Origin of the sequence: Levilactobacillus enshiensis, assembly GCF_007115095.1 — a bacterium.
GTDB lineage: Bacteria > Bacillota > Bacilli > Lactobacillales > Lactobacillaceae > Levilactobacillus > Levilactobacillus enshiensis.
In genome coordinates, this window is sequence record NZ_SULH01000003.1 from 130,626 (window position 1) to 154,411 (window position 23,786).

26 protein-coding genes and 1 pseudogene are annotated in these 23,786 nt (G+C 47.2%); 12 read left to right on the forward strand and 15 right to left on the reverse strand.

All coding sequences use genetic code 11. The features are described from left to right. Positions 1 to 52: 52 nt before the first annotated feature. The 7 genes from FAY32_RS04430 to FAY32_RS04460 form a co-directional block, all read right to left on the reverse strand. A complete protein-coding gene (locus FAY32_RS04430; RefSeq protein ID WP_143462254.1) occupies positions 53 to 613 on the reverse strand; it encodes a nucleotidyltransferase family protein in 561 nt (186 codons plus the stop codon). A 48-nt stretch (positions 614 to 661) separates the two neighbouring features. Continuing rightward, positions 662 to 1,003 carry a hypothetical protein gene (locus tag FAY32_RS04435; RefSeq protein ID WP_143462255.1) on the reverse strand — a complete coding sequence of 114 codons (342 nt, stop codon included), beginning with the start codon at positions 1,001 to 1,003 and terminating at the stop codon, positions 662 to 664. Beyond that, positions 993 to 2,336, reverse strand: a complete 1,344-nt coding sequence (locus FAY32_RS04440; protein ID WP_143462256.1) for a CUB domain-containing protein — start codon at positions 2,334 to 2,336, stop codon at positions 993 to 995. The genes FAY32_RS04435 and FAY32_RS04440 overlap by 11 nt, the downstream gene beginning before the upstream one ends. Before the next feature lie 13 nt (positions 2,337 to 2,349). Further along, positions 2,350 to 3,564, reverse strand: a complete 1,215-nt coding sequence (locus FAY32_RS04445; protein ID WP_143462257.1) for a hypothetical protein — start codon at positions 3,562 to 3,564, stop codon at positions 2,350 to 2,352. 135 nt (positions 3,565 to 3,699) lie between these two features. Continuing rightward, positions 3,700 to 4,494: a hypothetical protein gene (locus tag FAY32_RS04450; RefSeq protein ID WP_143462258.1), complete on the reverse strand. Its 795-nt coding sequence runs from the start codon at positions 4,492 to 4,494 to the stop codon at positions 3,700 to 3,702. Between the two features lie 25 nt (positions 4,495 to 4,519). After that, entirely contained in the window at positions 4,520 to 4,777 is a 258-nt protein-coding gene (locus FAY32_RS04455; RefSeq protein WP_143462259.1) for a Mor transcription activator family protein, read from the reverse strand. Between the two features lie 111 nt (positions 4,778 to 4,888). Beyond that, on the reverse strand, positions 4,889 to 5,146 hold the full coding sequence (locus tag FAY32_RS04460; RefSeq protein WP_158727533.1) for a Mor transcription activator family protein: 258 nt from the start codon (positions 5,144 to 5,146) through the stop codon (positions 4,889 to 4,891). An 88-nt stretch (positions 5,147 to 5,234) separates the two neighbouring features. Here FAY32_RS04460 and FAY32_RS04465 point away from each other — a divergent pair, with 88 nt between their 5' ends. The 5 genes from FAY32_RS04465 to FAY32_RS04485 all read left to right on the forward strand — a co-directional run bounded on the left by FAY32_RS04465 (position 5,235) and on the right by FAY32_RS04485 (position 11,100). After that, positions 5,235 to 6,179 carry a helix-turn-helix transcriptional regulator gene (locus tag FAY32_RS04465; RefSeq protein WP_143462261.1) on the forward strand — a complete coding sequence of 315 codons (945 nt, stop codon included), beginning with the start codon at positions 5,235 to 5,237 and terminating at the stop codon, positions 6,177 to 6,179. A 243-nt stretch (positions 6,180 to 6,422) separates the two neighbouring features. Beyond that, positions 6,423 to 7,112, forward strand: coding sequence for an N-acetylmuramoyl-L-alanine amidase (locus FAY32_RS04470; protein WP_143462262.1), 690 nt, complete (start codon positions 6,423 to 6,425; stop codon positions 7,110 to 7,112). Between the two features lie 148 nt (positions 7,113 to 7,260). Then, a complete protein-coding gene (locus FAY32_RS04475) occupies positions 7,261 to 7,584 on the forward strand; it encodes a DMT family transporter (RefSeq protein WP_143462263.1) in 324 nt (107 codons plus the stop codon). A 669-nt stretch (positions 7,585 to 8,253) separates the two neighbouring features. Beyond that, entirely contained in the window at positions 8,254 to 9,729 is a 1,476-nt protein-coding gene (gene aldA / locus FAY32_RS04480) for an aldehyde dehydrogenase (protein WP_143462264.1), read from the forward strand. A gap of 246 nt (positions 9,730 to 9,975) precedes the next feature. Continuing rightward, positions 9,976 to 11,100: an NAD(P)-dependent alcohol dehydrogenase gene (locus FAY32_RS04485; protein WP_143462265.1), complete on the forward strand. Its 1,125-nt coding sequence runs from the start codon at positions 9,976 to 9,978 to the stop codon at positions 11,098 to 11,100. A 504-nt stretch (positions 11,101 to 11,604) separates the two neighbouring features. Here the strand turns inward: FAY32_RS04485 and FAY32_RS04490 are convergent. After that, complete coding sequence (locus FAY32_RS04490) at positions 11,605 to 12,099, reverse strand: AAA family ATPase (protein ID WP_143462266.1); 495 nt, start codon at positions 12,097 to 12,099, stop codon at positions 11,605 to 11,607. 144 nt (positions 12,100 to 12,243) lie between these two features. On the opposite strand from FAY32_RS04490, the gene FAY32_RS04495 reads away from it, so the two are divergent. From FAY32_RS04495 to FAY32_RS04505, 3 genes are all read left to right on the forward strand, one after another. Continuing rightward, positions 12,244 to 12,615, forward strand: a complete 372-nt coding sequence (locus FAY32_RS04495) for an MmcQ/YjbR family DNA-binding protein (protein WP_143462267.1) — start codon at positions 12,244 to 12,246, stop codon at positions 12,613 to 12,615. 661 nt (positions 12,616 to 13,276) lie between these two features. Then, on the forward strand, positions 13,277 to 14,917 hold the full coding sequence (locus FAY32_RS04500) for a peptide ABC transporter substrate-binding protein (protein ID WP_143462268.1): 1,641 nt from the start codon (positions 13,277 to 13,279) through the stop codon (positions 14,915 to 14,917). A 163-nt stretch (positions 14,918 to 15,080) separates the two neighbouring features. Beyond that, positions 15,081 to 15,602, forward strand: a complete 522-nt coding sequence (locus FAY32_RS04505) for a GtrA family protein (protein WP_143462269.1) — start codon at positions 15,081 to 15,083, stop codon at positions 15,600 to 15,602. A 134-nt stretch (positions 15,603 to 15,736) separates the two neighbouring features. On the opposite strand, the gene FAY32_RS14790 is transcribed toward FAY32_RS04505, so the two are convergent. After that, the gene (locus FAY32_RS14790; RefSeq protein ID WP_191988142.1) at positions 15,737 to 15,889 is read right to left on the reverse strand and encodes a hypothetical protein; all 153 of its coding nucleotides are present in this window, start codon (positions 15,887 to 15,889) and stop codon (positions 15,737 to 15,739) included. A gap of 202 nt (positions 15,890 to 16,091) precedes the next feature. On the opposite strand from FAY32_RS14790, the gene FAY32_RS04510 reads away from it, so the two are divergent. Together FAY32_RS04510 and FAY32_RS04515 are read left to right on the forward strand one after the other, a co-directional pair. Continuing rightward, positions 16,092 to 16,667, forward strand: coding sequence for a cadmium resistance transporter (locus FAY32_RS04510; RefSeq protein ID WP_143462270.1), 576 nt, complete (start codon positions 16,092 to 16,094; stop codon positions 16,665 to 16,667). Positions 16,668 to 16,707: 40 nt separating this feature from the next. Further along, the gene (locus FAY32_RS04515; RefSeq protein ID WP_143462271.1) at positions 16,708 to 17,037 is read left to right on the forward strand and encodes a hypothetical protein; all 330 of its coding nucleotides are present in this window, start codon (positions 16,708 to 16,710) and stop codon (positions 17,035 to 17,037) included. A 64-nt stretch (positions 17,038 to 17,101) separates the two neighbouring features. Here FAY32_RS04515 and FAY32_RS04525 read toward each other — a convergent pair. Next, positions 17,102 to 17,688 (reverse strand): annotated as a pseudogene (locus FAY32_RS04525) (sugar O-acetyltransferase). 244 nt (positions 17,689 to 17,932) lie between these two features. On the opposite strand from FAY32_RS04525, the gene FAY32_RS04530 reads away from it, so the two are divergent. Further along, positions 17,933 to 18,190, forward strand: coding sequence for a hypothetical protein (locus FAY32_RS04530; RefSeq protein ID WP_143462274.1), 258 nt, complete (start codon positions 17,933 to 17,935; stop codon positions 18,188 to 18,190). Positions 18,191 to 18,249: 59 nt separating this feature from the next. On the opposite strand, the gene FAY32_RS04535 is transcribed toward FAY32_RS04530, so the two are convergent. From FAY32_RS04535 to FAY32_RS04545, 3 genes are all read right to left on the reverse strand, one after another. After that, a complete protein-coding gene (locus FAY32_RS04535) occupies positions 18,250 to 18,528 on the reverse strand; it encodes a helix-turn-helix domain-containing protein (RefSeq protein WP_143462275.1) in 279 nt (92 codons plus the stop codon). Beyond that, the gene (locus FAY32_RS15060) at positions 18,528 to 18,710 is read right to left on the reverse strand and encodes a type II toxin-antitoxin system RelE/ParE family toxin (RefSeq protein ID WP_143462276.1); all 183 of its coding nucleotides are present in this window, start codon (positions 18,708 to 18,710) and stop codon (positions 18,528 to 18,530) included. Before FAY32_RS15060 ends, FAY32_RS04535 begins: the two co-directional genes overlap by 1 nt. A gap of 139 nt (positions 18,711 to 18,849) precedes the next feature. Next, complete coding sequence (locus tag FAY32_RS04545) at positions 18,850 to 19,467, reverse strand: LysE/ArgO family amino acid transporter (protein WP_143462277.1); 618 nt, start codon at positions 19,465 to 19,467, stop codon at positions 18,850 to 18,852. Positions 19,468 to 19,851: 384 nt separating this feature from the next. On the opposite strand from FAY32_RS04545, the gene abc-f reads away from it, so the two are divergent. After that, positions 19,852 to 21,342, forward strand: coding sequence for a ribosomal protection-like ABC-F family protein (gene abc-f, locus FAY32_RS04550; protein ID WP_143462278.1), 1,491 nt, complete (start codon positions 19,852 to 19,854; stop codon positions 21,340 to 21,342). Between the two features lie 211 nt (positions 21,343 to 21,553). On the opposite strand, the gene FAY32_RS04555 is transcribed toward abc-f, so the two are convergent. Beyond that, entirely contained in the window at positions 21,554 to 22,741 is a 1,188-nt protein-coding gene (locus FAY32_RS04555) for an ATP-binding protein (protein WP_143462279.1), read from the reverse strand. A gap of 156 nt (positions 22,742 to 22,897) precedes the next feature. Next, entirely contained in the window at positions 22,898 to 23,782 is an 885-nt protein-coding gene (locus FAY32_RS04560; RefSeq protein ID WP_143462280.1) for a LysR family transcriptional regulator, read from the reverse strand. Between the last annotated feature and the right edge of the window lie 4 nt (positions 23,783 to 23,786).

Consider the following 23,786-nt stretch of genomic DNA (forward strand, 5'->3'; position numbering starts at 1 on the left):
AATTTGATTCATGCTAAACACAAGTAGCCCAAACGAAGATTTTGCAGGCTGACTACACCTCAGCAACTTGCAGCTGCGGCCACTTTTTCTGCCACTGCTTGTCCGCCATCCGTTGCCGATAAATGGCGCGATGACGCTCATCTTGCTGGTAAAACGGAATCGGTCGGCAACGAAAATTGACCAAATCGGCCACACCATGAGGCGCGATTAATTTCAGCTCATCCCCATCGAGATAGGCGCCTACGCAGGTCGGCACCTCGACAAAGTGACCAATGGCGTCGGCCACCGAGGTGAAGTCCGGCGTATCAGAGAAATTATAGTTGGCCATGTAGACTTCATTTTTGACCTGCCACTGATAATCCGGCGCAAGTTGGGTGAGTTGCGCATAAATTTTAAGGTCGTCGCTGGCCGGTCGCTCGGGGTCAAAGAAAACGACGTCGACGTCACTGCCTAGTTGAACAGGCTGCCCACTCAGCACCTGCCAAACGGTGTTGCGAATACTCCCGGCCGCCAGCGCCCCCTGTTTGAGATGGCAGTCTCGAATCAAGGTGAGAATGCGCATGAGTTCTGGGGTGGTGCGGATGATGGATAGGACTTGGGATTCTGGTGTCATTGGGGAAGAGCCTCCTAACTTCAACTAACACCTATTTAGCTTGGAATTCTAAACTGGTTTATACTTGCTATTTTCCTCTAATATTGCCTTCTTCAGTTTATTTAAGATATCTACCATCTGAACCGCATCTTCAGGCAACTTCAGCTCCCAGTTTATACCACTATAATTAATAAAAGTATTCTTTCCCATCAATGCTTCCGCTTGAAAATCTTTATATAGCGTAACATCAAAATTCATCTTAGATTTTTTTAAAGCTCCAAATGGCATACGATTACTTATAACGCGATCCTTTAAAAAAACGACCCCAACCGTATCTTTTAATTCACCAAACACAACATCTTTACTTTCTGGTACCATGACAGCCAATAGGTTATTTTCATTAACATCCATGTACTGAAACCCAGTAATTTGCTTTGCTTAAGTCCGCCTGAGGGTAAACAGACGTTATTTCTTCCTTAAATCCTTGGATTGGCGATATGATTTTAGCGAGGCCCTCTAACGTGCCTTGGCTATTTTCATCGTTTACCTGCCGGCTTTCTACAAGCGTACCTGCCATTATTTGACTGGCCTTTTCTTTAAGCTCGTTCAATACCGCAACCATTTTGTCGGCTTGTTTTGGAGAACCAACATTCCAATTGATACCATTATAAGCCACGTAAGACTTATCAGGTTTTTCTTCAATTTTCAAATCTTGATATAACGTAACATTAAATTTCACGTGCTTTTTAGTGACGTGACCATAAGTCTGCCGATTACTAATGACTCTATCCTTTAAAAATACGACACCGATCCGATGTGATAAGCTACCAAATATGCCATCATCCCCAGAGCCACAAAGTACACCAATTATATTATCTTTTTCCACGTTCAAGTAATCGTAACCACAAATTTCACGTGCCTTAACAATATCAACTTTAGGAAAAATAGAAATATAGTAACCTTGAAAATACTTTATTGGCTCTAAAATATTCCCAACCATTTTTTGCTTTGCGTAGATATCATCTTCGACATCATCTTTCCCGTTAGTTCTGCTGTCTTCTCCTTCACTTTTTGCTTCCGCTGTCGCAATATTTTCTGCCGTTTGTGCATTAATTTTTTCATCCGTAACTTCAAATGGAATAATCAGGCCTTCATTTCCCATAACGGAAATTCTATCTTGAATATCAGCAATTACTTTTTCCTTGGTCCGATTGTTAATATTAAAACAATCAAAGTAGTCTGTTATTTTTTGATTACTACGAACTAGATTACGAGTTCCATTATACAAAAACAAATACTCGTTAACTGCTCTAAATATTAATTGCGACGTTTCAGCATCCGTTATGTTTTCGATACCATAAATATCAGCTCCATCCGTAGGAGAAACTTCTAAGTACCGACTAATTGCTCGTAAGTAATGCTTCTGGAGGTCACTAGTATCACCAATTTCATGCCCCAAAGTAACTAATGTTGCAACCATAAATGCCTTACTGGTGTCATCCAGATTCTCTTTAAAAGATAACTTTTGGACTAAACCCAATAGCTTCTCCTTAGCATCGCTAGCTAAAATATCACTTACGTCACTAACATCATCTTGTAATAACCCTAATCCACCCACCAAATTATCTTCGGTTGTTTTCAATGCTTGCGTTAGTTCATCTATTTTTTCTTTATCCACTTCCGCTGTGTTCGTTGTTGCACGCTTATATGCCTTCGTTTTATTACCCAAATCAAATAGTCCCATACCTACACCTCCATCATTGAAATTGACTCGGAATAATCAATTTTTCCCCTAAGACTGCCTTTGACCAACCATTCTTTAAAAACTCTTCTTTAACACGACTAATAAACTTAGCATCGTAAAAAAGCTGGCCTACCGTAACTAGCATACCACCCAAATCTAAATTCTCGATTGCCATAGGCGCATGTCCTGTAACTGCCATCACACCAGACGCAACGACATTACTTTCCATTGCCAAAACATTAGAATATGCTATTATTTTTTGAGTTCGAACTTTAAATAGTTCTAAGCTGCCATCGCGTTCTTTATTATAAAAAAGCCTATGGATCATTCCTATCAGCACATTAATTCCCAATGATAAGAGGGCTTGTAGTGACAATTTTCCTACAACTCGGAGAACGTTATACATGTCAACACCGTAATCACAAAGTTTCTTAGCGAGATCCATATTCAACAATGACACACCTGGTAATGCAATCCCTTGTTTAGAAAATATATCTGATTTTAAATGAACTGCTTCTTTTCCAATTGCCGCTCCTAAGATCCCCAAGTTATCTGCTTTCAGAGGATAAACATTCTCGATCAATCCCTTATCCAAAACAGTTAGTGTTTCTGCTGGACTAGAAAATCTATCCCCCTTACGGCTCACGCCAATGCTGCCATAGGTCACATGATACGAATGTAGGTTTGCCAATGTCACTGTCCGTGTCGCGATATTAGCCGTTCCAAAAATCCAACCCATCATTGGATCGTGACCAAGCGTTGCTAAACGATGATACTTTCCGCCACCCAAATTCTCATGAAATAATTTAGAACCATTTTGTGTGTCAAAGGGAACCGGGTTAGTCAAAATTTCACTGATTGTTGTGCTATAGTCTTCCGTACCCCGATTTTCTCTGACATACTTTCCATGAGTTCCCTTCGCTGCGTCTTGATCACTCTTGCGTTTACCCTTATCCACTGTCCAATCCATTTTTGATAGAAAATATTGACGTGCGACTTGCAAAGCCGTCGCCGTCATTAAAAAGGTAGTATCGACTTTGGTTAATTTGATTGCGCTTTCAAAATCATGGTCGATAGAGTTCATCACCGTGGTCGCGTTCCCAAATACATTGGAAACGCGCGTTGTCTCCTTGGCAACTTTAGCCGCATCATTCACAGTTGATTTCATTTGAGCAAAGTCACTATTTGTCTTTTGGGTCACTCTCTTCACTTGCTTCAATCGATTCATCCATTTCACCTTCGTACATAGATAAAATTAATCATATAATAATTTTAAACTACCCATTACTAATAATATAAAACAATTTTAATGCCAAGAAAAGCAATATTTTCGAAAGACGCTCATCATCACTAGATATCGTTCTCACAGCTCTCCAAAACTAATCTTCTCCACCCCATAAGCAAACGCTTGACTACCTTTCTCAGTCGCATCCAGCGAACGATGATATTGGGCCACAATCCCGTTGAAAACTGTTTGGCTATCAATCTGCTGAACAATCTTTCCGGCTAACGCAATCGGTGCGTATACATTCAAATGGTTGTAAAAAACCGTCTTGTCCGCTCCCCGAACTAAAACATCCGTCAATAGGACGCGTACTTCAGTTCCCCGCTCAGACAATTCACTTGATTCGACGTGACCGTTCATTGTCACAAACTGATCTGTGTAGGGGGCCAAGGCCACGCGAGAATTACTCGTATCGTGTAACAAATACCGGCGCATTCGCATACACTCAGCCGCGAAAAATTCCTTCATTGGTCCTTCATACTCACTTTCACCCTGCGAATTCGATTCATTCTGCAGATAATTATTCCAACTATTTAGTACCTTCCAAATACGTTGTCGTTCATTGTCCGGATCTAGTTTCAACTGCAGAAATTGTTGGGTCGCGACACTCAAATCTAACTCTGCTAGACTGTTAGCTTCCATGAAATGGGGATTTTGAAAAATATACTGTACAAATGTCCACTCCTCTTCCGTCACCCTTAAGGCATGTAAAATATCAGGAGTTGCGAATAACTCAGCAATCTGGGCGACGATGGCATCGTGACCCGTCTTAAGTCGAGATTCCCGATCGAGATTCTGTTGATATGCCGCCTTCTTCTGCAAACGATGTTGGTTTTGCTGTCTTAGTTTTTCTCGTAAGTCATGTAACTTCATTTTCATCAGCCTCCTCAAATTCGACTTATTCTTTCCGTCCCTCCTGGATCATCTGCCGCACCCAACGCTGCGAGTAATCATACTTACGCGTCAGCTCGGCGATGTTATGGCCGTCATATTCCGTCAGGATCTGTTTAGCCACCTTATCGCGGTTATAGAGGCGCATTGGGAACGAGACCTGTTGCCCACGATAGACCTGATATAACTTTTCCGTTAATTCTTCACCTAATAAATCATATAGTTGTGCGTATGAATCCTGTAATAAATCGACCCGCATTGTCATGTGCATGTCCTCCTCAATTAGTTGGTGCTTTCTACCCTTCATAGAGTAGCAAACGTCTCCGGCCGACTAAAATGCCTTTGGCTGGGGACGTGTCCGGCAATCTGCAACGCATTACGCCGACGGTTTTGCTAGGATTCTGCGGATTGTTCGGCTGGCGTAATTGTGCCGCCGGGCCAACGCCACCACGCTTGCCCCTTGCTGGTACTCCTGACGAATCAGCTCCGCCTCTCGCTGCTGGTCCAAAAGTCGCCGCGGAAAATTGATCTGCGCACCCCCATAGTAGGCACACAGTTTACGCGTCGCTGCTGGGCCGATCAGCCGCGCCAATTCCTGATACAACGCTTGCCAATTCTGAATGTCATCCATCATAAATCCCTCCCATTGCGAACTGATTGACCACAGTTTACAATGACAGATAGACAGCATACGTCCATCTACTAAAAAGGAGTCCTCCCCCATGAATGCCGCTTATCGCCAACTGACCATCTTTCAGTTGCTTATCAGTCAGCATATCGTCAACAAGGCCGCCCTCGCCGACCAATTTCACGTCAGCCTGCGGGTCATTCAACGTGACCTCAGTCAGATTCGCCAGTTCATTGCCGAACAAAATTTATTTTATCAACTGGTCTACCGCCGCCAATTTGACGGCTACCAGCTCATCACTACCCAGGCCAGTGTGTCCAAACAAGCTGTGCTGGTGCTCATCAAGATTGCGCTCGCCAGCCGGTCCCTGACGACGGCTGAAATGACCCAAACCATCGACGGCCTGCTCCAACTGCTCCCCCTTGCCGATCAGCAGGAAATCCGGCCCATCATTAAAAACGAACGTTTCTACTATCAGCCCGTCCATCATGGTCAAGACTTACTCACCAACATTTGGGAGCTCAGCCAATTCATCACGCAGCAGCAGGCCGTGACCATCACGTATCAAAAGCAACATAAAGAGATCGTCACCCGGACAATTCTGCCGGAAGCCATCATCTTTTCCGAATACTACTTTTACGTCATCGCCTACAACGCCAAGTACGACAGTAATCTCTTCTACCGTGTCGACCGGATTCGTCACCTGCAAACGACCAGCCAAACCATCCCCCGTACCCGGGCACAACGCGTGGAGGACGGCGAGTTGCGGCGGCTCCTGCACTACATGCAGCCAGGGAAAAAGCTGACAGTCCAATTTAAATTTTGGGGCATCGTCGAAGCCGCCCTCGACCGATTTCCCACGGCCAAGGTAGTCAAGAAATATCCCGCCGAAAAGGCTGTCTTGATCGAGGCCACGGCCTTTGCGGGCGGCGCCAAGATGTGGCTACTGAGTCAAGGCGCCAACGTCCAAGTCGTGGCCCCGCAATCATTTGTCACTGAGTTTCAAACGGAAATTCAACGGATGGCGGACCGCTATTAATCACCCTAAAAACACCGGAGCTCGTCATTGTTTCACGACTAGCTCCGGTGCTTTTTCGGCTGGCTGACGTCTCTTTTCAGCGGTATACCGCCATTTTTCACCTCAGCTCCACACCATTTCTCGGTGAATTTTTCAGTGCATTCTGCCATGTTTCACTACCAGTTTTCCGGCTTTAAGCGTATGATTAAGACTGTCAATTCAGCTAGTTTGAAACAATTAATGGTTAAGGAGTGTCTTTTACATATGAAAAAATGGAAATTCGGTCTCGTTGCTGGGCTACTGCTACTGTTACCACTAGCTCTAAGCACCCCCACGCTGGCTAGGGCAGCAACGACGGCGACCCCGGAAGCGACCGCTAAGCCGGCTAAGAAGGCTGCCAAGGTAAAGCCCAAGCCGCATTACCTGATCGTCATGGGTCACGGTGCCGGCGATCCTGGCGCCCATGGTAGTGGGACGACCGAAGCTACTTTTCTCCGCAAATACATGTTGCCACAGCTCAGAAAATACGCGCGCGAAGTCCAAAACAGCACCATCACGTTCTACAACCCCCGCAAAAATCTGGTCAGCGACACCCTGTTCCATCACCAAGGGTCCTACAAGCTGAGCAAAAAGACCACGGTCATCATGTTTCACTTGGATGCCCCAGCTGGTCATGGTGGCCACGTCATCATCCACAAAAAGCACCCGACGGCCCGCGACCAACGGCTGGCCAAGGTCATCAAGAAATACGTTGGCCTGAACCGTGCCTACAACGGCTTTAGCTACCGGACCAATTTGAAAAATTGCAACGTCTTACGCAAGCGTGGCATCGACTACAGTCTGGTCGAATCCGGCTTCATCACCAACAAGACTGATGTGCACCACTTGAAGAAAAACATGGCGAAGATCGCTAAGGCGGACATCGAAGCCATCACCAACGAAAAGCTCAAGTAAGCACCATCGACCGGTCCCGCGTGGCCGGTTTTTTTAGTCACGTTACGAACGAAAAGACCATAACTCGTCCCCTTTGCGTCGGTTAGCCCCGTCTGCTACGCTGATGACCAAAGGACTGTTTCACATGGAACATTAGGGGGCGTTGCGCATGCCATACATCTACTTAGGCATCGCTATTGTTGGGGAGTTAGTTGGCACCAATCTACTCAAGGCAGCGGCTGGGTTCACCCGGATATGGCCATCACTGGGGGCGCTGGTCGCGTACGGCCTCTGTTTTTACTTCCTATCCGTTGCCATGAAAAATATTGACCTCAATGTCGCCTACGCCATTTGGGCCGGCATCGGCATCGTAATTACCACCGCCATCTCCATCACCCTCTGGCACGAACCCATCAACCTCGCCAGCGTCTTTGGAATCGCGCTGGTCGTGGTTGGCGTGGTCATCCTCAATCTGTACGGACCTGGGCATTAGGCGTGACTGCCTGCGAATACCTGTTTTCCTAATAAAAATTCGATATATGAATGGACCTGAGACTTTTATCTCAGGTCTATTTTGCATAGTAGCCGAACAGTGAGCACGGCTTTTCTCACACCTTGCTCACTTGCTAAACCCTGTTTTGTCAGTGTTTAGCAGTTAAGAATCACTTTATTTCACCAATTGTAATTGTACAGGGGCACCATTAGTTTAGTTATTAATAACAACGTTTGTTTACTAATAAACCAAAAATAATTAGTTTTACTTCACAATATTCCCGTCAGGTCGGAATTAGAACCACTACTTTTTCAAATACCAGTCATTATTAAAAGTTGGGTAGGTTACTAAAAAATCCCCTGAAATTTTCTGCCGATTAGAGACAGTAAGGCTAGCGCGGTCGTTTACACTATTTTTCTTGTGAAAAACTTTGCATTTAGTCACAAAAAGGACTAAAACAAAAGGTGAGAAGTCGGAAAGGTGCACTACTAGCATGCATCATGGATTGCTCATAATTTAACATAATGTTGTTTTTTAGACGTTATTTCCCCTAACGTGCAAGTTGCGTACACGTTGCGAAATGATGTTGTAGCTGTTTTATTTGTCGCCTAATTCGTTTTATAGTTACCCTCCCAAAGAGAGCAACTGGGAAAGGAAGTATTTGACATCATGGCACAAAGTTCTGTTGCATTAAAACACTATCAAATGTACATCAACGGTGAATTTAGAGATTCTTCTTCAGGCAATCTGATCACTGTTATCAATCCGGCCACCGGTGAACCAATTTCCACTGTACCAAGTGCAACTGTCGATGAAGCACGTGAAGCCATCGACGCTGCTTACGAAGCACAAAAGACTTGGAAGTTAGTTCCCGCCGCAACTAGAGGCCAATACTTACACGACGTTGCGACCGAAATCCGTAAAGATTCCGACCACTTGATCGAAATGCTGCAAGAAGAACAAGGTAAGATCAAGTCCTTAGCAACGACTGAAATTTTATTCTCAGCCGACTACTTCGACTACATGGCTAGTGCTTCTCGGACCTATGAAGGTGAAATTCTTCAATCCGACAACGCTAACGAAAGCATCATGATCGACAAGCAACCAATCGGTGTTGCCGCTGGGATTCTCCCTTGGAACTTCCCATTCTTCCTGATTGCCCGGAAGATGGGTCCAGCTTTGGTAACTGGGAACACCATCGTTATGAAGCCAAGTACCGATACGCCTAACTTGGGGCTGGAATTTGCCAAGATCGTTGAAAAAGTTGGGATTCCTAAGGGTGTTGTTAACATCATTACCGGTCCTGGTGCCGTTATTGGTGACGAACTTTCTAAGAACAAGAAGATCGGTATTATCAGTTTGACCGGTTCCGTTAACTCTGGGAAGCGGGTCATGGCTGCGGCTGCTACCCACATGGCTAAGGTTTCTCTGGAACTTGGTGGGAAAGCCCCTGCTATCGTCTGCAAGGATGCTGATATCGACTTGGCCGTTCAATCCATTATCGACTCTCGTGTCGACAACAACGGTCAACTTTGCAACAACTGTGAACGGGTTTACGTTCAAGAAGACATTGCGGATGAATTCACGAAGAAATTGGCTACCAAGATGGGCGAAGTTACCGTCGGCGACCCAATGGCAAATGAAGACATTGGCATGGGTCCACTGATCAACCAAGGCGCTTTGGACAAGGTATCTGGCATGGTCGATCGTGCCGTTAAGGCCGGTGGCAAGCTAGAAACTGGTGGTCACATCGTTAAGATCGCCAAGGGCTTCTACTTCGAACCAACCGTTATTTCCAACGTCAAGCAAGACTCCGAAATCGTTCAAGACGAAATCTTTGGCCCAGTACTCCCAGTATTGACCTTTAAGACTTTGGACGATGCCATCAACATGGCTAACGACAGTGACTTTGGGTTGACTTCTTCCATCTTCACCGAAAATATCGACAACGCTATGCGTGCTTCTCGTGAATTGGAAGATGGTGAAACTTACATCAACCGGTTCAACTTTGAAGCCATGAACGGGTCTCACTCCGGCTGGAAGGAATCCGGTATCGGTGGTGATGATGGTAAGCATGGGATTGAAGAATTCTTGAACACCCACGTTGTTTACCTACAAGGCCATCCTGAAAAGGCGAATGGCTAGTTATAGACTCGAAAAAAGATAATTCCGTCGTGAATTATCTTTTTTCGGTGAAATTCCCCTATGAATGTGAATTGAAAACAAGATCCCCGTCATTTTGGCGAGATTGGCTAACTGCTGACAAATCCCGTCATATTGGGGATATCACCCCGGATGGTGTGAAAATAGCATCGTGGAAGCGCTTGCATTTTTATCCATCTGTGTGATAATGATCAAGTGTAAACAATAAATAAAAACGAGGTGCCAATTATGAAGATTCAAGCTGCAGTTGTTGATAAGCAAAATGCTGATTTTGAAATTCGTGATGACGTTGAACTGGCTGACATGGGCCCAGACGACATTCAAGTCCACATGGTTGCCAGTGGGATCTGCCACTCTGACGAAGCCCTACGAACTGGGGTTGCGGTCATCGACTATCCTATCGTTTTAGGTCATGAAGGTTCCGGGATCGTTGAAAAGGTTGGGCCAGAAGTTACCCAATTCAAGCCCGGCGACCACGTTGTCCTCAGTTTCTACGGCTGTGGGAACTGCAAGAGCTGTTTGAAAGGGATTCCTACCCAATGTGAAAACTACGCTGCTAACAACCTGTCTGGTGTTCGTCCAGATGGCACGGCGCACTTCACCGAAAATGGCCACAACGTTGCTGACATGTTTGACCAAAGTTCCTTCACGTCAACCACGGTCGTTCGTGAACGGAACGCCGTTAAGGTCGACAAGGACCTTGACTTACGGAAACTCGGACCTCTGGGCTGTGGCTACGTCACTGGTTCTGGGACCGTCCTCAACACCTTGAAGCCAAAGCCTGGTGACACGATCGCCGTCTTTGGGACTGGTGCCGTTGGTTTGGCTGCCATGATGGCTGGCCGGATCTCAGGTTGCACCAAAGTCATCGCCATTGATATCGTGGACTCTCGTTTGGACTTGGCTAAGGAACTCGGCGCTACTGATGTCATCAACAGTAAGAAGGTTGACGATGTCGTTAAAGCCGTTCAAGACTTGACCGGTGGCTACGGTGTTAACTACGCGGTTGACACGACCGGTGTTGCCAGTGTTATCTCCAACTCCATCCAAGCCTTAGCACAAGGTGGGACTTCAGCTGCCATCGCCGTTACGAACCATCATATCGACCTCGACACTTGGAACGACCTCTGTGTCAACGACAAGAGTGTCATTGGGGTTAACATGGGTGACTCCATTCCTCAAGTTGACATCCCTCGTTTAATCGAATTCTACAAGATGGGCCAATTTGACTTCGACAAGACTGAAAAGTTCTACAAGTTCAGTCAGATCAACGAAGCCAACGCGGACTCCGTTTCCGGGAAGACCATCAAGCCAGTTCTGGTCATTGATGACAGCTACATTCCTGGCAAATAAAACACCTAACGTGATTCTTTAACGTTCTTGACCGGTGAGCTCTGTTTGGGACTTGCCGGTTTTGTTATGCTTTTAAGTAAGGGTTGAAAGATAAAACTCAGGCCTCATCTCAGTATTTGGTAGGTAGTCACACCATTAAATTAGCCTAAATTAGGCGCACTACGGCTGCCAGCGTTCTATCAAGACAACGGCTGTAGACCAAAGCTATCTGGCATTTTGGGGATTCAATTGATAACGACCGTTACGGTTATTCTCAAAGTCGTCTGAGAACACAATGTAAGCCGAAAAGTCGGCAGATACAGGCTCAGGCACGTCGTTCTACTTAGTCAGTAAGTGGTCTTCTTACTACTAAGCTTGTAGACTCGTGCCCTTCAAGGCTTCAAGTTGTGTTCGCACCGATCCACCTCATATCTGCCGGCCGGTAAGGCGACCAGACCACCAAGTTACCTACTTTTAAGGCCACTGTTGTTGGCAGAACAGAACCGTACTTCGCTGCAGCAACGGTTAATCCGCAGTCACCACGCTCATCAATGTCGCAACTTGGTCTGTCACCTGTTCTTTTTCATCCCAAATAAGCCTTTCACTGCCCAGAATATCTTTGTCCAACCACCACTGTCGCAATTGTTTTGCGGTAAATGGTGACTGCTTCTGCTGATTACGTGCTAAAGTCGTTGCCAAGGGAACCTCAAAGTATACCGAAATCAGGCGTTCACCCCACTGTGCTTGCAATTCGCGAAGCCAGCCACCATAGACACTGCGTTTCAAGATACCTTCCAGCACAATCGTTGAAAATTTCTGTTGCTCACCCCACTGAATCAAGTCGGCCATGATCTGAATCGATGCATTGCCCTGTCGATCAGGCGCGTGACAAATCTGACGCCGGACGACATCCTGACTGATCAGGAGACATTCGGGCCCTAATTGTTCTCGTAAACGTTGCGCTGTCGTTGTTTTACCAGACCCTGAATTTCCACGTAACACTACTAATTTCGTCATCATCTTCACTTGCCTTTCACCTAGTATGCGCGCTGTCCCTGCCGATTACTAGCACCATCAATTCAGTAAATTAGCTTGTGTGACCCACATTGAAGTGGGGCCTCATCTGCCGTAAACTAAACCTATATCTAAAGGAGGCCTTTCGCCATGGTCACACGACAAACTATTTTTGATTACATTGAAGATAACTACGGCGTCACGCCAGAATATACCTTCAAAAGTTACCCCCAATACGCTGCCCTCAAGAACTTACAGGGCAAGTGGTTTGGACTAGTCATGAACGTTCCCCGTGAAAAGCTGGGACTGACCGGGACGGATGAAGTCGACGTGCTCGACGTTAAAATCGATCCTGAACTTGGCAGTATTTTACGTGAGCAGCCCGCCTATCTTGCGGGCTACCACATGAACAAAGAACATTGGCTAACGATTCTGCTCGACCAGGTCGATGATAAAACGGCGCTGCAATTATTAGATGGTAGTTATCAATTAGTTACTAAAGGCAATGCTCGGTTAAACTAATTATTAATAATTAGTTTAACCGAATATCTTGCAACTATCCAGCCCAGTTCACCCACTAACAACGCTATGTGGTCATTAGACAGTGGCGTCATCTCTTGCAACTACGCCAATGCAATTAGTATCTACTGCTTGTCTTCTTCAACTACGCCGGAAGTCCTTCCCACAAGTTGGCGACATGTTCCCCTAGCAGGCCCCCCCGCTACAACGAAGCTGTATATTTTTTCAATCTCCGGGTTGACACCACCTTTTTTCCGGGTTACACTAGCCTCAATTCAAGAATCGTCCGAAACAAACCATTGAGGTGGAGATCAAGACCATCGTGCACGCAAAGAGAGCCGTCGTTGCTGAGAGTACGGCCGAACGCAGATGATTAAATGGACCACCGAGGGCTTCCCCGAACCTTTAGCAGTACGGGAAGACGTGTGACATACGTCAGTTGTCAGGGAAATGATAGTTTCCTGTGGAGAAGGGATGTGGGCTCTATTTGAGTACCCGTCCAATTAAGGTGGCACCGCGGTTAAAACCGTCCTTAACGCATTGGCTGTTGAGGACGGTTTTTTGTATCCAATTTTAATCGAGGGGGATTCACTGATGATCAAACGATGGCAAAGCTCACAATTATTTCTAACCCAAACAACTAAAATTTCTGGAGGAATATATTATGAGCTTAAGAGAACACAAGAAAGCACTTTTAATTTGTAGCGGCATCATTCTAATTGGCGGTATCTTCGCGGTTACTGCACAATCCAAGTCAACGAAGAAGACTGCCACGCAGGACCTGAACCTCTATGAAGCTGCACCGATTTCTAGCCTGGACGTTGCTAAGATCACCGACAGCGTTTCCACCAACGCCGTCAGTCAGGTCGGCGAAGGATTATACCGGTTGAATGCTAACAGTCAAGCTGAAAATGCTTTGGCCACTAAGACTACCATCAGCGATCACGGCCACCTGTACACCATTAATTTGAAACACAATGCCAAATGGAGCAACGGCGACCCCGTGACGGCTCAGGACTTCATTTACTCCTGGAAGCGCACGCTGAACCCGCAATCCAAGTCGGAGTTCACCTATCAGTTTGCCAACATCAAGAACGCTACTGCCATCGCCGCTGGCAAAAAGGCCCCGTCCACACTGGGCGTCAAGGCCGTTGGCAAGTACCAATTGAAGATCACGTTGAGTCAACCCGCTTCCTACTTCAAGCAAATGTTGGCTAGCACGACCTACTACCCGCTGAACAAAACCGCCGTTACCAAATACGGTAAGAAGTACGGCACGTCCTCAGCTACCACCGTTTACAACGGCCCATTTGTCATGAAGAACTGGAACGGAACGAGCGACAGCTGGAAGTTAGAGAAAAACCCAACCTACGTGGATAAGCAAGCCGTCAAGCTGACCAGCATCAAGTATCAGGTCATCAAGTCGCCCACCACGTCTTACAACCTTTACCAGTCTAAAAAGCTCGATGCCATCACGTTGAATGGCGAACAGACCACCCAAAACAAGAACAATTCCGATTTGAAGTCCCTCTCTTCCGGTCGCATCGGCTTCATTCAATACAACGAAAAGAACGCCGTGGCCGCCAACCAGAACTTGCGCCTCGCCATTTCACTGGCCATCAACCGGCAGCAATTGGCTGACAAAGTTTTGAAGAATGGCTCGACACCAGCCAAAACATTTGCCATCAACAACATGTTGAAGAATCCTAAGACTGGCGCCGACTTCACCAAGGATGCCAATGTGACCGGCACTGCCGATTACCAACCTGCCCAAGCTAAGCAGTTCTATCAAAAGGCGCTGAAGCAACTTCACAAGAGTCAGCTGACCGTCACGCTGACCTGTGCGAATGACGATACCAGTCAGCAACTCGCCGAATATATTCAAGGTGCGTTGAACAACAAGCTGGGGTTGACCCTTAAAGTCCGGGCCTTACCATTCCCATCCATGCTCAGCAACGTTTCCCAAGGGAATTTCCAAATGAACCTGACCAGCTGGAGCATGGACTACGCCGACCCGATTCAATCCCTACAGATTCTCGGTTCCAAGAACAACTCCAACATGGGGCACTACAACAGTAAAGCCTATGATCAGGCTTTAGCTGCTGCTCAGGGCGTGGACGCACTGAACAAGACCGCCCGTTACCAAGACCTGCTGACCGCTGCTAAGACCGCGGCCAAAGACCAAGCCGTCACCCCACTGTATCAGGGACGGTCTAGCATTTTGGTCAATCCCAAGGTCAAGGGCGTTGTTTACAACAAGTTTAACGGGAGTGCCGATTACCGGTTAGCCCACGTTGCCAATTAGTAAGTAAAATTTGGAAGGGCGGAGCGTTGCAGTGACAGCCAAAAACGGTATAATTAAGTCAGCACATTAATTACACGTTTTCATAACTCCGGTGAGCCGTGTGTCGTTTTCAATGGCGGTTACACCCAGCTAGGTGAAACGTCACAGAAAGGTTCCGAAATTTATGGAAAGTCAACCCTTACGTCACGATCACTACCCAACATCGCAGGAAGAATACGAAGCTGAGTTAACCGAAACGGAACACGAATACGCCGCCAAGATTGAAGCGGCCAAGGAACAAGTCGAAGATAAGGTTCAAGGTCAGATTTCACGTTACCTGTTGTTTGGGGCTATCTCGGTCGTCATCAACATCACGTTGTTCTACCTCTTCTACCACACCTTCGGCATCGAGTACCAACTCGCCAACTTCATTGACTGGCTCATCAGTGTGCAATGCTCCTTCTGGCTCGACCGGACCTTCGTGTTCAAGCACAAGTCCGACAAACCCGTCAAGGAAATGGGCACGTTCTACATGACCCGGGTCGCCACATTCTTGTTGGAAACGGTCATCTTGTTCTTAGGAATTTCCTGGATGAACTTGAACGGGACCATCACCAAGGTCGTCGGCCACGCCATTGCCTTAGTTCTGAACTTCTTCTTATCTAAGAAGTTAGTATTCAAGAACCAACCGGCACCAGCGGACTAGCGAAAAAGGGTGTGCCCCTTGGTCACCCATTTCCACCATCTAAAAATAACAACAAAAATCACCAATGCCAGCCCTCAAAAATGAGGAACCCGCCGTTGGTGATTTTTTAATGCCACTAATTTCAGTTAACCCGACTACGACCGCGACTTCCCCGCATCGCTCCGCTTCTTCCGCCATTGACCATCATCGTTTTGCGTCCGCACATTTCCATTAGTTGGCCCGGACTTGACCACGGGACCACCAGCCTTATGCGGATCACGTTCAATTCTGTTGTTATCGTTTGCCATCAACATGTCCTCCTTTAGAATTAGCTTAGTCGTTGAACTAGTTCTAAGGTACACCGTTGGGCTGGCCAAATCAGGTGCAGGTGACCGTGATAACTGCCGGTTACGCCAAAAAAGGCTTAGGCAGGGGCCCCATGAACGAGTAGAATAGGAACTAACATCGACAACCATTTTGGCCGAGCTGGCCCATCGGAGGGGAAGTCCCATGTCATTACCGTTCATTCTAACTGCCATCGGCATCTTCTTCGTCACGGACACCGATGACTTAGTTGTGCTCCTGTTACTCTGGTTGAGCGCGAATAACGCCCGCCAACGCCGTGGCATTGTTTTCGGTCAGTACCTCGGGATTCTCACATTGATCATCGTGGCGTGGCTGGTCAGCCGCGGCGTCCTACACTACAACGTCGCCCATCTGACCCACTGGTTGGGACTGGTTCCCCTGACATTAGGGGTGATTGGCTTGCGCAATTGGTTGAGAAACCGACAGGCAAACGCCTTACCACCGCTACTCACCAAGGCCGTCAGCCTCCCCCTGGTATGGTCGCTGACCATTGGCAATGGCGGCGACAACCTCAGCATTTACATCCCTTACTTTACCCATCTCACCCCCGCAGAATTTGGCGGCGCGTTCATGGTCTTCATGATCATGGTTGGTCTCTGGCTGCTCATTAGCAATCGGCTAGCCCGGTCACACGCAGCCAGCCACTTCTTCGCCCGTTTTGGGGCGTGGCTCTCCCCCATCCTCTTTATCACGATTGGGACGCTGATTCTGTGGCAATAATTTACAAAATGTTCCATGTGAAACATTCAAGGAGGTACTTATGGCAGACACTCAAGCCGTTACACTAACCGGCAAACAGATTCGTTCCTACGTGCAACAGGTCATCACGCTTAAGTTAACGGATATTCAACGCGTCTCCGGGGACGCCAGCGTCATGCATCTGGCCCTCGCCAACGGCACGTCCCTTGGCATCATCACCGGTTCCGCATACGACTCGGCGGCTCAGGTCATGGGCATTCAGGACCTCCGCTACTTCATCAACGAGTTGAATCTCGACTTCGTCTTAAACCAGACGGCGGCTAACGATTCGGCCCGCCAGCGGATCTTTCAAGACGCACAGAAACGGCAAATCTTGATTGTCGAAAAATGAACGCGTCCCAAGAACCGCTTAAAAATACAACAGGCCTGGGACAAAATCCCAAGCCTGTTTTAATTTAGACAAAATCGTTACCAACAAACCCCGTCTTGTCCGCATCCGTGATTGGCCGCAGGACCCGACACGGATTCCCCGCTGCAATCACGTTGGCCGGAATATCATGGGTGACCACGCTGCCGGCACCGATAATCGTGTCATCGCCAATCGTTACACCAGGAAGGACCGTCACGTTGGCCGCCAGCCAGCAACGACTACCCACGCTGATGGGCTTCCACCAAGCTGACGTTCAGTGGCATCGAACAAGTGATTGCTGGTATACAAGCCCACTTTAGGTCCAAACAAAACGTTGTCGCCAATCGTTATCGGCGCGCCATCTAACATGACACAGTCGTAGTTCGCGTAGAAGTGGTCCCCCACATGGATGTTATCGCCGAATTCACAACGAAAATTGGGATTGACGTCGGGAGCACTACCCGCACTGCCGATGAGTTCCTGAAATAACCGGGCGCGTTGCTCGGCTTTTGGTGCTGCGTTCAACGCGTTCGTCAATTCCGTTGCCCGGTTCCGTCGGTCAATCAATATGGGGTCGAGGTCATCGTAGGGTTTCCCGGTTGCCATATAGGCGTATTTTTCTGCTAAATTCATCACGTCAGCTCCTTTAGATGATGTGTCTATCATAGCATTTAAGAAACCGGTTTCAACATTGTGAGTCATAGCTTCGGTGGCGGAAAGTAACTACGGTCCACCGATTGACCTCATAACTATATTCATTAAGTCCATTGCGCAACGATTATGGTCACCTATCAATTTAATCTATACCGGCAAAAGGGTTGTTTCCGGCATCAATTTCCTTGATAATAAGGAAAAAGATTCTTGAGGAGCATGACCGATGACGATTTGGCAGAACGGACTTTGGCTACTCTGTTTTCTCGTAGCGATTGCATTAGCACCAACCATTACGCACTACTTCGACTTACATCAACGATTTTTCAATAGCATCGCGCTCAACAGCGTGGCCTTCCTCGTCTACTCGCTTATTATTCTGGTCCTGTTCCTGCCAGTTCGGGTTGGCACGATCAGCCTGCTGATTATTAGTAATCTTATTTTTGACGGCTGGCTGATTTATCGGCATAACTGTCGAAAATAAAAAACTCGTGTCAAATTCCACTATCGGTACGGAATTTGGCACGAGTTTTTAGATTACTATTAATCGATAGAAACTTTTAATGGCTGTTGAAGTGCTTGGGCAATACGCGCTAATGTTTTAAATGACGGATTCCCCTCACCATTCTCAACTCTACTAATTGCTGCCTGACTAGTCCCAACTAAAGTGGCCAACTCCTTTTGTGAAAGATTAGCCGCCTCACGCGCTTTCATGACTTGAACTGCTAATTTCATTTGTGCCATATTTTCATCAAATCTTTTTTTGAATTTTGGATTTTGACTTAATTCTTCAATAAATGAATCAATTGTTCTTAGTGGCATTAATCTTCATCCTTTCGATTAAAAAAACTATCTCTAATCCTTTTTGCATGCTTCTTTTCTCTTATCGGTAAGGTATTCGACTTCTTCTTAAAGCCATGCGTTATCACATATTGATTATTCTCTGCATGGAAGTAGAGTACCCGAATAAAGATAGGACTAATACGTACTCTGATCTCGTACAAATTAGCATGCCTATATCATGCCACTTATTAGCCTTCTCCTCCTACTTAACTCCGCAATTAAGTCCTCATTTTTTATTTAGTTTAATGATGCCACGAAAAAAGACTGGCCCCAGTTTCAGACCAGCCCAGTACAGCCAATTTAAATTACCATCATCAACGCTTGGTACAGCAGGTAGCACCCGTAAGCCATCACGATACCGCCGGAGACGATGTTGACCCACATCAAGAACTTTTGTGGCAACCGTTCCTTTAGCAGACCCAGGATCAACGTGATGCCGAAGAACCAGATGGCCGTGGCAGACACGACCCCGGTGATAAAGGGCGTGACTTCACTGTCACTCAGCGACCCGCGCATGGCCCCGAACATTAAACTCGTATCAATAATGGCTTGCGGGTTCGCCCAAGTCACGACCCAGGCATTGACCAGCGACTTCTTCATAGGCAGTGGCGTGTTGGAACTCTCCAACTTAAAACTCGCGGCGGACCGCAAGATACCAAACCCAATCCAAATCACCAGCAGGCCACCCAAGAACATGATCACCAACTTGAACATTTCGTGAGAGCTAATGATCGCCCCCATCCCGAAGAACGCTGCCAACGTTAGCGCCGTATCGGCAAACCAGACCATAATGGTGACGGGCCAGGCACGCTTCAAAGGCTGGTTGATGGCGTTGTTAAAGACAAATAGGTTTTGCATCCCAATTGAGGATACCAGGGCCAAGCTCAACAGCAGCCCCCGTAAATACATTGCTGACATGACAACTCACTTTCCCTCAAGCCTACTCCGAGTGGTGCCTGAGTTTTCAAAAATATATCCTGCTAGCATAACAAATTTTTCATGAAAACTAAAGGGTTCCCGGTAACCTCGGTCAAAATTTCTGAGAATCAACTGTCAACTTCCTTCATTTGATTAATATCATAATAATTAAAGTTGGGAGTTTTGATTGATTTTAATCAAATTTTAATCTAGAATACCCTTTAAGGAGCTAATCTAACACCACTGAAAGTCCGTTTATTAAATAACGCCTAGAATATCCGGCTCCCAATCCCTTAAGAAAGAATGCGATCAATGTGAAGATCCAATCACTGAACACCCCATTACTGCAGAACCTGAGTCAACTAAGAATGGGAGTCCCACGATATGCCAAAAATTGGATTACACCACCTGACCTTCGGCTTCGACACGAACGTCAGCTTACTCTTTGATCACGTCGATTTAGATCTCGAATCACACTGGAAGCTGGGATTGGTCGGCCGCAACGGTCGCGGCAAGACCACCCTCTTCAACCTCTTGCTGGGAAACTTACCCTACCAGGGAACAATTACCGGCAAGCAAAAATACGTCTACTTCCCGGCGACCGTCACCGATCCGCAGCAGACCGCCGCGGCCGTCCTCCAGGCCATCTCACCAGTTGCCGACTGGCAGTTAGAACGTGAATTGCGCCAGCTGGACTTAGACCCCGAACGCTTGACCCAGCCCTTCGCCACCTTATCCGGAGGTGAACAGACCAAGGCACTACTTGCCATTTTATTTGCCGATGACCAAGCCTACCCGCTCATTGACGAACCCACGAATCATCTGGACCTCCCCAGCCGAAAACGCGTTGCCACTTACTTACAGAGCAAACAGCAGGGCTTTATCGTGGTCAGCCACGACCGCCATTTCCTGAATCAAGTGACCGACCACACGCTGGCCATCGAGCGGAAACAAGTGATTCTATATCACGGCAACTTTGCCATTTACGAGGACCAGAAAAAACGGCGGGATGCCTTTGAAGCGGAAAAAGATGCCAAGTTAAAGAAGGAAGCCGACCGCCTCAAAAGCATTGCCGTGGACATCACCCACTGGGCGCAGGTCACTGAGAATTATCAGCACGGCAATCCTCACGAGAAAAATAGTGGGTGGCAGGCCGCCGGCAGTAGCACCCTTCCCGCTAAGATGATGAAGCGGGCGAAAAATGTCGAACGGCGACGGGACCGCAAGCTCAAGGAGACCGAGGGTTTACGGCAAAATATCGAACACGTGGCGCCTCTCGCCATGACGCCAGTACCGACCCACTATCACCCCCTCCTCCACGTGGCTGACTTTTCCCTGTGGTACGGCGACCGGCAGCTCTTCCAGCCAGTCTCGTTTGATCTCGAACAGGGCGACCGCATCGCCATTATCGGTCCCAACGGCTGTGGCAAGTCTTCGCTGATTCACTATCTCCGTGGCACCTTTACCGGTGAACATACCGGCACGGCCGCGCTGAAGCCACAGTTGTCGTTGAGCGTCTCGCGCCAATTGTCGCCGGATAACCGCGGGTCGTTGACGGCCTTTGCCAACGCTCACCATCTCGACCGCAACGCGCTCCTGAATAACCTCAAAAAGCTCGGATTGCCACGCGACGTTTTCGCCACTCCCATCGAGCAAATGAGCATGGGCCAACAGAAAAAGGTTGAACTTGCCCAGTCACTCGCAACCCCGGCAAACCTGTTTATCTGGGATGAACCCCTCAATTACCTGGACGTTTTCAATCAAGAACAGCTGACGACCCTGATTCAACAGGCCCAGCCAACACTCCTGGTCGTTGAGCACGACCAACAGTTTATTGACGACGTGGCAACTAAGGTGATTACGCTGCAACCGTAATGCGCTCAATTTAGCCTAACTTAATGGCACGAATACTGACCAATACTGGGTTGAGACCCGAAGTTCAGCTCTCAATCTTTAGATTTCAAATAAAAGAGCCCAGCAAACTAGGAATTCATTTCCTAATCTGTTGGGCTTTTATACGTTCGATTCAGACTCCCCACCACAAGCGAAATTCCTGGCAATCGGAGGATAAACAAATTACGCGATATTACGCCAATAGCCAATCTACGATATGGACAATTGGTATGCCGTCCACTTCGCCCACATCCATCCGATTGGGCGTAATCAGTGTCTTAGGATAATTGTCGGCCAATTCCTGAAAATTACCAATTTCTCGATTATCCTTAATTGGCAACTGCATCGTCACTTGGTAATAGGCGACTTCACTCCCCCGCTTCGCAACAAAATCAATTTCTTGATCATCGTATTTGCCCACATCAACACGGTATCCTCGCCGCAGTAACTCTAAGTAGACAACGTTCTCAATCTGATGGCCAAAGTTGTCATGATAATTACGATTCAACGTTACATTACGTAATCCCGTATCAACCGCGTAGTATTTAGCTGTTGATCGCAAGTAATTCTTGCCCCGCAAATCATATCGCTTAGCCGGATAAAAAATAAATGCATCACAGAGTAAATTCATGTAGCGCAACGTAGAGGTCGGATTAATCTTCCAACCTTCATTTTTCAAAACACCAGCAATTTTATTACCAGAAATCGGATTGCCAATTTCACTTAGCATGTACGTTGCAACCTGTGTCAGCAAAGCATCATTTCTGATTTCCGCGCGTTCGTTCACGTCACGAAGCAGAATTGAACTATAAATGCCATCAAGGACGCTACGTTTCACCTCAGCATCTGCAACTAGTGCGCCTGCGGGAAAGCCGCCTTCTGTAATGTAATCGTTAAAAGCCAGCTCAAGCGGCTTAGAATTCTGCGTGAATTGCAAAAATTCCTTAAAGGATAAAGGATAAATTGGAATCTCAACCATCCGTCCCGTCAACAAGGTCGCCAGCTCGCCAGAAAGTAGAGAGGCATTGGACCCTGACACGTAGATATCTGCGTCAAAATCAACCCGAAAACTATTGATGGCATCTTCCCAACCGGATACTCGCTGAACCTCATCAAAAAACAGATACATCTTTTGGTTCGGAACAACGCGGTCAGTCACGTACTGGTACAGGGCTTCTTTCGTCAACAAGTTCTGATACTTCATGGATTCAAAGTTGATGAAAATAATTTGTTCATCCCTAATGCCACTCTCTTTAAGAAAATCGCGAAACATCCGCAGAACAAAAGTTTTCCCAGATCGGCGAACACCTGTAATGACCTTGACGAATTCTGTATCCTGATATTTTTTCAACCGATCCAAGTAAAGCTGACGAACAACCATGCTAGTCACCTCAAATCTCACTTTTTCTTCAAGTATACTTGAAGAAATCCATAAATTAACGAACTTTATCAATTATGCTTAATAAAAACGGCAAATTCATAGGCGCTGTTAACTATCCTTGATGAAAATCAGAAATTTCAACTTAAATAAGCCAGCTCACGCTTCCAATGTCGCCCGCAACACCTGAATCACGCGCTGCTGCATTGGTGTCAGGACGTGCGAGGTCCGGGTCACGATGCTCGAAATGAACATCGGCTGCTCATCGTCCAACAGCGCCAACGGAACCACGTCAGCGCGGTGTTGATCCACAATGCCGGTCAGGAAGGTCACCCCGACACTTTCCGCAACGAGGTTCATGATGACTTGCGTGTCGTTCGCGCGAAAAACCACGTCCGGGCGGAAATGATTACGACGCGTCAGCTGATTAAACGCCGTATTATGGACAAAACTACTATTAAATAGAACAAACTGCTCTCGTTTAAGCTCACTAAAGTAGATGCGCTTGCGGCCGGCCAACGGATGCTGCCGCGACACGAAGATCCGAAATGGTTGGCGGTCAAACTCCTCCGCGACCAACGTCTGATACGCCAACGGTTCCGTGGACCCCAGTAGCGCCACGTCCGCCTGTCCATCACGCAACGCATTGCGCAACCAGACCGAACCACCCACCAACGTCTGAATATTTTCCAAGATACCCTGTTGCTGGAGTTGTGCGGCGACCTTGGGAAAGTAATGATTCTCAATGATTGGCGGCAGGCCCAAGACCATGTGCTGGTCCGTCAAGTGGTTCAGTTCCTGATGGGCCAACTGGAGCGCATTCAAAATGGTTTGCGCGTGCACGGCCAGTTGTTCCCCACTCGGCGTCACGATCAGTTCATTGTGCACCCGATCCCGTAAGAAGAGGGTCGCGTTGAATTCCTGTTCCAGCCGTTTAATGGCCATGGTAATCGTCGGCTGCGTCACGCCGAAATCCGTAGCCACTTTGGAAAAGTTTTTGCGCTTAATTAGTTGGTTAAAATAATTCAAATCATTGATGTTCACGTCT

Bases quoted from the DNA above. Each gene is read 5' to 3' on its own strand.
- FAY32_RS04465 (WP_143462261.1), top strand. From the start codon at position 5,235: ATGAATGCCGCTTATCGCCAACTGACCATCTTTCAGTTGCTTATCAGT.
- FAY32_RS04440 (WP_143462256.1), bottom strand. From the start codon at position 2,336: ATGGGACTATTTGATTTGGGTAATAAAACGAAGGCATATAAGCGTGCA.
- FAY32_RS04485 (WP_143462265.1), top strand. From the start codon at position 9,976: ATGAAGATTCAAGCTGCAGTTGTTGATAAGCAAAATGCTGATTTTGAA.
- FAY32_RS04475 (WP_143462263.1), top strand. From the start codon at position 7,261: ATGCCATACATCTACTTAGGCATCGCTATTGTTGGGGAGTTAGTTGGC.
- FAY32_RS04450 (WP_143462258.1), bottom strand. From the start codon at position 4,494: ATGAAGTTACATGACTTACGAGAAAAACTAAGACAGCAAAACCAACAT.
- FAY32_RS04455 (WP_143462259.1), bottom strand. From the start codon at position 4,777: ATGACAATGCGGGTCGATTTATTACAGGATTCATACGCACAACTATAT.
- FAY32_RS04495 (WP_143462267.1), top strand. From the start codon at position 12,244: ATGGTCACACGACAAACTATTTTTGATTACATTGAAGATAACTACGGC.
- FAY32_RS04510 (WP_143462270.1), top strand. From the start codon at position 16,092: ATGTCATTACCGTTCATTCTAACTGCCATCGGCATCTTCTTCGTCACG.
- FAY32_RS04530 (WP_143462274.1), top strand. From the start codon at position 17,933: ATGACGATTTGGCAGAACGGACTTTGGCTACTCTGTTTTCTCGTAGCG.
- FAY32_RS04430 (WP_143462254.1), bottom strand. From the start codon at position 613: ATGACACCAGAATCCCAAGTCCTATCCATCATCCGCACCACCCCAGAA.
- FAY32_RS04515 (WP_143462271.1), top strand. From the start codon at position 16,708: ATGGCAGACACTCAAGCCGTTACACTAACCGGCAAACAGATTCGTTCC.
- FAY32_RS04505 (WP_143462269.1), top strand. From the start codon at position 15,081: ATGGAAAGTCAACCCTTACGTCACGATCACTACCCAACATCGCAGGAA.
- FAY32_RS04545 (WP_143462277.1), bottom strand. From the start codon at position 19,467: ATGTCAGCAATGTATTTACGGGGGCTGCTGTTGAGCTTGGCCCTGGTA.
- abc-f (WP_143462278.1), top strand. From the start codon at position 19,852: ATGCCAAAAATTGGATTACACCACCTGACCTTCGGCTTCGACACGAAC.
- FAY32_RS04445 (WP_143462257.1), bottom strand. From the start codon at position 3,564: ATGAATCGATTGAAGCAAGTGAAGAGAGTGACCCAAAAGACAAATAGT.
- FAY32_RS04490 (WP_143462266.1), bottom strand. From the start codon at position 12,099: ATGATGACGAAATTAGTAGTGTTACGTGGAAATTCAGGGTCTGGTAAA.
- FAY32_RS04460 (WP_158727533.1), bottom strand. From the start codon at position 5,146: ATGATGGATGACATTCAGAATTGGCAAGCGTTGTATCAGGAATTGGCG.
- FAY32_RS04555 (WP_143462279.1), bottom strand. From the start codon at position 22,741: ATGGTTGTTCGTCAGCTTTACTTGGATCGGTTGAAAAAATATCAGGAT.
- FAY32_RS04470 (WP_143462262.1), top strand. From the start codon at position 6,423: ATGAAAAAATGGAAATTCGGTCTCGTTGCTGGGCTACTGCTACTGTTA.
- FAY32_RS14790 (WP_191988142.1), bottom strand. From the start codon at position 15,889: ATGGCAAACGATAACAACAGAATTGAACGTGATCCGCATAAGGCTGGT.
- aldA (WP_143462264.1), top strand. From the start codon at position 8,254: ATGGCACAAAGTTCTGTTGCATTAAAACACTATCAAATGTACATCAAC.
- FAY32_RS04535 (WP_143462275.1), bottom strand. From the start codon at position 18,528: ATGCCACTAAGAACAATTGATTCATTTATTGAAGAATTAAGTCAAAAT.
- FAY32_RS04435 (WP_143462255.1), bottom strand. From the start codon at position 1,003: ATGGATGTTAATGAAAATAACCTATTGGCTGTCATGGTACCAGAAAGT.
- FAY32_RS04500 (WP_143462268.1), top strand. From the start codon at position 13,277: ATGAGCTTAAGAGAACACAAGAAAGCACTTTTAATTTGTAGCGGCATC.